At 66.3% G+C, this 6649-nt stretch carries 8 protein-coding genes; 3 read left to right on the top strand and 5 right to left on the bottom strand.

Annotation, left to right across the window (positions count from 1 at the left end):
- Window positions 1-60: 60 nt before the first annotated feature.
- The 4 genes from V6M56_RS08080 to V6M56_RS08095 form a co-directional block, all read right to left on the bottom strand.
- Complete coding sequence (locus V6M56_RS08080; RefSeq protein ID WP_332682707.1) at window positions 61-816, bottom strand: SDR family oxidoreductase; 756 nt, start codon at window positions 814-816, stop codon at window positions 61-63.
- Between the two features lie 276 nt (window positions 817-1092).
- A complete protein-coding gene (rpsI, locus tag V6M56_RS08085) occupies window positions 1093-1572 on the bottom strand; it encodes a 30S ribosomal protein S9 (protein ID WP_332682708.1) in 480 nt (159 codons plus the stop codon).
- Window positions 1573-1574: 2 nt separating this feature from the next.
- Entirely contained in the window at window positions 1575-2036 is a 462-nt protein-coding gene (rplM, locus tag V6M56_RS08090; protein ID WP_332682710.1) for a 50S ribosomal protein L13, read from the bottom strand.
- Between the two features lie 368 nt (window positions 2037-2404).
- The gene (locus V6M56_RS08095) at window positions 2405-2821 is read right to left on the bottom strand and encodes a PaaI family thioesterase (protein ID WP_332682712.1); all 417 of its coding nucleotides are present in this window, start codon (window positions 2819-2821) and stop codon (window positions 2405-2407) included.
- 105 nt (window positions 2822-2926) lie between these two features.
- On the opposite strand from V6M56_RS08095, the gene V6M56_RS08100 reads away from it, so the two are divergent.
- Entirely contained in the window at window positions 2927-3742 is an 816-nt protein-coding gene (locus V6M56_RS08100; RefSeq protein ID WP_332682713.1) for an enoyl-CoA hydratase, read from the top strand.
- A 102-nt stretch (window positions 3743-3844) separates the two neighbouring features.
- Here V6M56_RS08100 and V6M56_RS08105 read toward each other — a convergent pair whose 3' ends face one another.
- On the bottom strand, window positions 3845-4282 hold the full coding sequence (locus V6M56_RS08105) for a hypothetical protein (protein ID WP_332682714.1): 438 nt from the start codon (window positions 4280-4282) through the stop codon (window positions 3845-3847).
- 153 nt (window positions 4283-4435) lie between these two features.
- Here V6M56_RS08105 and V6M56_RS08110 point away from each other — a divergent pair, with 153 nt between their 5' ends.
- Both V6M56_RS08110 and V6M56_RS08115 read left to right on the top strand, forming a co-directional pair.
- Window positions 4436-4966 carry a CoA-binding protein gene (locus tag V6M56_RS08110; RefSeq protein ID WP_332682716.1) on the top strand — a complete coding sequence of 177 codons (531 nt, stop codon included), beginning with the start codon at window positions 4436-4438 and terminating at the stop codon, window positions 4964-4966.
- A 77-nt stretch (window positions 4967-5043) separates the two neighbouring features.
- Complete coding sequence (locus tag V6M56_RS08115) at window positions 5044-6018, top strand: Bug family tripartite tricarboxylate transporter substrate binding protein (protein ID WP_332682717.1); 975 nt, start codon at window positions 5044-5046, stop codon at window positions 6016-6018.
- Window positions 6019-6649: the final 631 nt, after the last annotated feature.

Genomic DNA, 6649 nt, shown 5'->3' on the forward strand with positions numbered 1-6649 from the left:
GGTCGATGGCTGCAAGCGCGGCCGAATCTGTCGCTTGTACCCACGTACTGGCCGAGGTCGCTACCGCCCGCCGCCGACCCGCACGATCGAGCCCACCATGTACGAGGCGGCCTCCGAGAGAGCAAAGAGCACGGCCTCGGCGATTTCCTCCGGCTGCGCCGCCCGCTTGAGCGGAATCGACGGTGCGATGCGCGCGACACGCCCCGGTTCGCCGGTGGAAAGCGCATGAATGTCGGTCTCGGTCATGCCCGGCGCCACCGCATTGACGCGGATGCCGGCCGGAGCCAGCTCCTTCGCGAGGCCGATGGTCAGGGAATCGACCGCCGCCTTCGAGGCGGCATACCAGACATATTCGTCGGGCGAGCCGAGACCGGCGGCGATCGACGAGATGTTGACGATCGCGCGGTTCCTGGCGCCGGCATTGGCGATGAGGGCGCGGGCCGCCTCGCGCGCGACCAGTATCGCGCCGGTGACGTTGAGATCGATGCAGGCGCGGATGGCGGCGGCATCGGCCTGTGCGAGCGGGCTGCTCTTGCCGGTGATCGCGGCGTTGTTGACGACGGCGGTGAGCGGCCCGAGCGCGGTCCTCGCCTCGGAGAAGACGCGGAGGATGTCGGCTTCGCTCGCCATGTCGCCCTGGAGCGCCACGGCCTTCGCCCCTGCCCGCCCGCAGGAAGCGACCACTTCCGCCGCCGCCTCGGCATTGCCCTGATAGTTCACCGCGACGTCATAGCCGCGGCGGGCGGCGAGGATACAGGTCGCGGCGCCGATGCCGCGGCTGCCGCCGGTGACGAGAAGGACGGGACGTTCGGTCATTCGCAGGTGCTCCTCTTGGCACTCCCCGAAACCTCTCCGTCATTCCGGGGCGCCGCATAGCGGCGAGCCCGGAACCCATGAACACGGCGCAAACACCAGCAGGCCGCGGCGAGGACGACGCTCAACCCCGCAGGTCGTGTTCATGGGTTCCGGGCTCGCGCCTGCGGCGCGCCCCGGAATGACAGAGATGTTCCTGCGCCAGCCAATACGAAAAGGGCGGCTCTTGCGAGCCGCCCTGATGCATGGCCGGCAGGAAGCCGGCGAGTGTCGGAAGGATCAGCGCTTCGAGAACTGGAAGCTGCGGCGGGCCTTGGCCTTGCCGAACTTCTTGCGCTCGACGACGCGCGCGTCGCGGGTCAGGAAGCCTTCCTTCTTGAGCGGGCCGCGCAGTTCCGGCTCGTAGAAGGTCAGGGCCTTCGAGATGCCGTGGCGCACCGCGCCGGCCTGGCCGGAGAGGCCGCCGCCCTTGACCGTGACGATGACGTCGTACTGGGTCAGGCGGTCGACGATCTGCAGCGGCTGCTGCAGGATCATGCGCAGCACCGGGCGGGCGAAATAGACTTCCTGGTCACGGGTGTTGACCGTGATCTTGCCGGAGCCGGGCTTCAGCCAGACGCGGGCAATGGCGTTCTTGCGCTTGCCGGTGGCATAGGCGCGGCCGTGGGCATCGACCTTCTTGACGTGCACGGGAGCCTCGGGCTGGGTGCCCTTGGCGACCTGGCCGAGCTGATCGAGCGACTGCAGGACTTCGGCCATCGTCAAACCCTCGCATTCTTGCGGTTGAGCGCCGAGACATCGAGAGCCTCAGGCGACTGGGCGGCGTGCGGGTGTTCCGAACCCTTGTAGACACGCAGGTTTCCGAGGATCTGGCGGAACAGCGGGCCGCGCGGCAGCATGCGCTCGACCGCCTTCTCGACGATGCGCTCCGGGAAGCGCCCCTCGAGGATGAAGCGCGCCGAGCGCTCCTTGATGCCGCCCGGAAACCCGGTGTGGTGGTAGTAGTTCTTCTGCTCGCGCTTGCGCCCGGTCAGGACCACCTTCTCGGCATTGATGACGATGATATTATCGCCGCAGTCGACATGCGGGGTGTAGGCGGCCTTGTGCTTGCCACGCAGACGCAACGCCACGACTGAGGCGAGACGGCCGACGACGAGCCCGGAGGCGTCGATCACAACCCACTTCTTTTCGACATCGGCGGGCTTGAGCGAGATGGTCTTCATCGCGGCACCCTTCGGCTGCTTGAAAAAAGGACAAGCCGCCGGCAGGCCGGCGGCGATGTGTGGCGGTGGATAGGGCGAGGCGGCGCGCCTGTCAATCGCCGAAATGCCGGATCGCCCGAAAAAGCGAACAATTCTAGCGCTGTAACGAATTAGGTATCAGGATACCACACATTCCCTGCATCGCCACTTATCCCGCTGAGCAAGCCGTTCAACGGCCGTGTTCACTGAAACCGGCCGTCATTCCGGCCGGAGTGAAGCGGAGCGCCGGAATCCATCGTAGCGCTCGGCGCTCTTCGATGGATTCCGGAGCGGCGCGGCTTCGCCGCTTGTCCGGAATGACGGTCTGGTTCCGCGGAAGAAACCGCAGGCTAGCGCTCCGCCGGAATCGAATAGGTCCCGGTGGCATGGCAGACCATCTCGCTCTCGCCCTGCGAGAACAGCGCAACCTCGCCGACCGCGAGCCGCTTGCCGAGCTTGAGGAGCCTCGCCTGCGCGATCAGCGCCGCCTGGCCCGGCTTGCGCAGGAAATTATAGTTCAGGCTGGTGGTCACCGCGAGCCCGACCGGGCCGATCTGGGCGAGGATCGCGACGTAGAGCGCAAGGTCGGCGAGCGCCATCATGGTCGGCCCGGAGATCGTGCCGCCCGGCCGCAGATGCCGCTCATGATAGTCGCAGCGCAGGCGGGCGCTGAGCGGCCCGACCTCCTCGACGAAATAGGTCCGCCCGCCATAGTGCAGCTGCGGGAAGACGCGATCGAGATAGGCCTCGATCTCGGAGGCGCTCATGCGTGTCGTCATCGTGCGGAAAACCGAAGGCTGGCGAGACTTTACACCCCTTGCAGCATGGCCACCGCACTCCGACAATAGGGAGAACCGCGAAAGGCCCATGCCATGAACGCCCATATCCGGCCCGAAGCCGCGCCGGTGCTGCTGCGCCAGGATGCCGGCGGAATCGCCACCCTCACCCTGAACCGGCCCCAGGCGCGCAATCCCCTGGGCGAGGCGTTGCTGGCCGCGCTGGCCGAGAGCTTCGCCGCCATCGCCGCCGATCCAAGCGTGCGCGCGGTGGTGCTGACGGCAACCGGCCCGGTGTTCTGCGCCGGGCACGACCTCAAGGAGATGAGCGCAAGGCGTGCCGACCCGGATCGCGGCCGCGCCTATTTCGCCGACATCCTCGGACGCTGCTCAGGCGTGATGCAGCAGATCACCGCCCTGCCCCAGCCGGTGATCGCGGCGGTGGAAGGCACGGCGACCGCCGCCGGCTGCCAGATCGTCGCAAGCTGCGACCTCGCGGTCGCCGGCGAGAACGCCCGCTTCTGCACGCCCGGCGTCCATATCGGCCTGTTCTGCTCGACGCCGATGGTGGCGCTCTCGCGCAACCTGCCGGCCAAGCACGCCATGGAGATGCTGCTGCTGGGCGAGATGGTGCCGGCGCAGGAGGCGGCCCGGATGGGGCTGGTCAACCGCGTCGCCCCGGCCGGCGAGGCGCTGGCGCAGGCCCAGGCGCTGGCGGCGGTGATCGCCTCCAAATCCGCCGTCACGGTCAGGACCGGCAAGCGCACCTTCTACGAGCAGCGCGAAATGGGGCTGAAGGCGGCTTATGACCATGCCAGCGCTGTGATGGTCGAGAACATGCTGGCGCGCGACGCCGAGGAAGGCATCGGCGCCTTCGTGGAGAAACGCCAGCCGGACTGGCGGCACGGCTGAGGTGGCAGGGCTGACGTGAACCCGCCGGCCGGCGGCCTCCGGCAGCATGGGCAGCCGGCGCGAGCCGCCGCCCATGCTTTTCGTCCTTATCCGTCGCTGCGATCAGATGCCGAAGACGTGGATATGCTCCATCTCCGCTTCGGTCCTCTGCTCCTGCGGCTGCTTCCGCGCCGGCTCGCCATCCGCCGGCAATTGCAGGACGGTCGCCGTCTGGCCTTCCGACAGGTTGGTCACCAGCACGATCTCGCCGTTGGGCAGCTCGATCGCGTCGTGATGAACATGAGGCTTGTCGAGATCGACCTGGCGGAAACGCCCGAGCCGGGCGGCGAGCTTGCGGCGCGGCAGGAAGCCGATCGCACGGTCGCACTCGATCTCCGCCTCGAACGCCAGCTCCGTGCCGGGCAGCACGCAGACCGCGACATTCGGTTCGCCCGCGGCGCAGAAGCCGCGCGTGCTCGAGCCACCGAAGCTGGTGCTCTTGAGGACGTCGCCGACTTTCGCAGGAGTCGACATCACATGGTGCAGACTGTAATCGCACATGGCAGGCCCTCCTCGCTGATGAAGTTCGAGATTGCCCCCTCCAATCCCATTCGATCAACAAAGTCTGGCGATCCTATGTTCCGCCCCCGCCATGTTCTGCCGGCAGCACCATGAAACCGGACAACTGCCTCAATATGCTGGGATTTTCGTCTCGTGAAGCATGACTCCTACGACGATGCGCTCATTCGCCGCATCCTGCGCGAGGTCAAGACGATCGCGCTGGTCGGCGCCTCCGCGAGCGAGGCGCGCCCGAGCTGGATCGTCACCAAATACCTGCTCGACCGCGACTATGAGGTGATCCCGGTCAATCCCGGGCTTGCCGGCCAGACCCTGCTCGGCAGGACGGTCTACGGCGCGCTCAAGGAGATTCCGGGGCCGATCGACATGGTCGAGATCTTCCGCAACTCGGAAGCCGCCGGCCCGATCACCGACGAGGCGCTGACGCTCGAGCCGCTGCCCAAGGTGATCTGGATGCAGCTTTCGGTGCGCAATGACGAGGCTGCCGCCAGGGCCGAGGCGAAGGGCGTCACCGTGATCATGAACCGCTGCCCGAAGATCGAATATGGCCGGCTCTCCGGCGAGATCGGCTGGCAGGGCATCAATTCGCGCATCCTGTCCTCGAAGAAGCCGGTGCTCGCCGGCAAGGGCTTCCAGAAGCTGACGATCAACCGGCCGGGGACGTGAAGGCCGGCGGCCGCCCCTCTTTCCTCGCGACGGGCAATCGCTAAGCTCGCCTCTCCCGCCCCTTGTGGAGAAGGACGATGCCAACGCTCGACCGCCGCGCGCTCCTGCTGGCTGGGATGGCGAGTGCGCTTGGAACCAAGAGCGCCCGCGCCGCCTTCCCTGAACGCCCGATCCAGCTTGTCGTGCCCTTCGCGCCGGCGGGCGGCACCGACATCGCGGCGCGCCGCCTCGGCGAGACGCTGGCCGGGCTACTGCGCCAGTCGGTGATCATCGACAATCGGCCGGGCGCGAACGGCATCGTCGCCGGTCAGGCGGTGGTCAAGGCTCCTGCCGACGGCCACACCCTGCTGGTCGCCACCGCGGCCAGCTTCGCCGCCGCCCCGGCGCTCGGGCAGAAGCTGCCCTATGACGTGGCGCACGACTTCGCGCCGATCGCGATGCTCGGCCTGTTCCCGCTGGTGCTGAACGCCTCGCCGACGCTGCCGGTCTCCTCGCTCGCCGAGTTCATCGCCTATGCCAAGGCGCGCCCGGGCGAGCTCAACTTCGCCTCGGCCGGGATCGGCGGCACCAACCATCTCGTCTTCGAGATGCTGATGCAGGCGACCGGCATCAAGCTCGCGCATGTGCCCTATCGCGGCGCCGGCCTCGCCGCGGCCGACCTGCTCTCCGGCCAGGTCCAGGTCATGATCGACAGCCTTGCCGCCAGCCTCGGCAACCTCCAGGGCGGCAAGCTCAAGGCGCTCGGCGTCACGACCGCGGCACGCCAGCCGCAACTGCCCGAGCTGCCGACGCTGAGGGAACAGGGCGTCGATGTCGTCTACCCCGGCTGGGCCTCGATCGTCGCACCGGCCAGCGTACCGGCGGAGACGCTGCGCACCCTCAACACCGCGATCAACGCCGCCATGGCCGATGCGAAGCTGGTTGCGCGCTATCGCGAGCTGGTGATCGAGCCCGTGGCCTGGACTCGGGACGAGACCGGCGCCTTCATGGCGCGCGACCGCTCCGTACTGAGCGAGCTGGTGGCGAAGACCGGCATCAAGCTGGCCGAATAGACGGGCACGACCATGCGCCAAGAACCTAATGGATTTCGGGCAAATCACCGCCTAACAGCGCGTTCGCGCAACACCGCCGTAACAGCATATCCAATGTTCCGTTTCTCTATATTTTCTACAAAAAGCCTAGCTGCACCCCTGCTCATATCTTTTGTATACAACTCTACCGAATACGACCATTCCGTTGCACAAGCATTTATCACGGCTTGAGCGATCGTAACCGCATCTGATTTTCCGTCATCAAGGGTTTGAGCCGCCCGATGCAAGCACACATTATGCGCTTTATGCGCCTCGATTTTTTCCTGTTCTGTCGCAGGCGGGGAGCTTGTTGAAACGCAGCCAGACACCACCAAAACTGAACCCAATACAGCGCCAATTCTCACTGTTACCTCCAAATTTGTGATCAAAGAAAGATCTTTCCGAAGTTTGCGCGAGTATGCCGTAACTCAAGTTGCATGACAGCCACTGCCCATGCCGCAATTGCCGGCGGCAGGCAACTCCGGTTGAATTGACGCAACCAGACCCGTTCGTTAAATCGAACGACTTGTTCGAAGCTGGAATTCCGCAGGGAGCACGCCATGACCGACCGCATACCGGGTTTCAACACGCTCGCCATCCATGCCGGCGCAGC

Origin of the sequence: Allobosea sp. (assembly GCF_036675845.1) — a bacterium.
Lineage (GTDB): Bacteria > Pseudomonadota > Alphaproteobacteria > Rhizobiales > Beijerinckiaceae > Allobosea.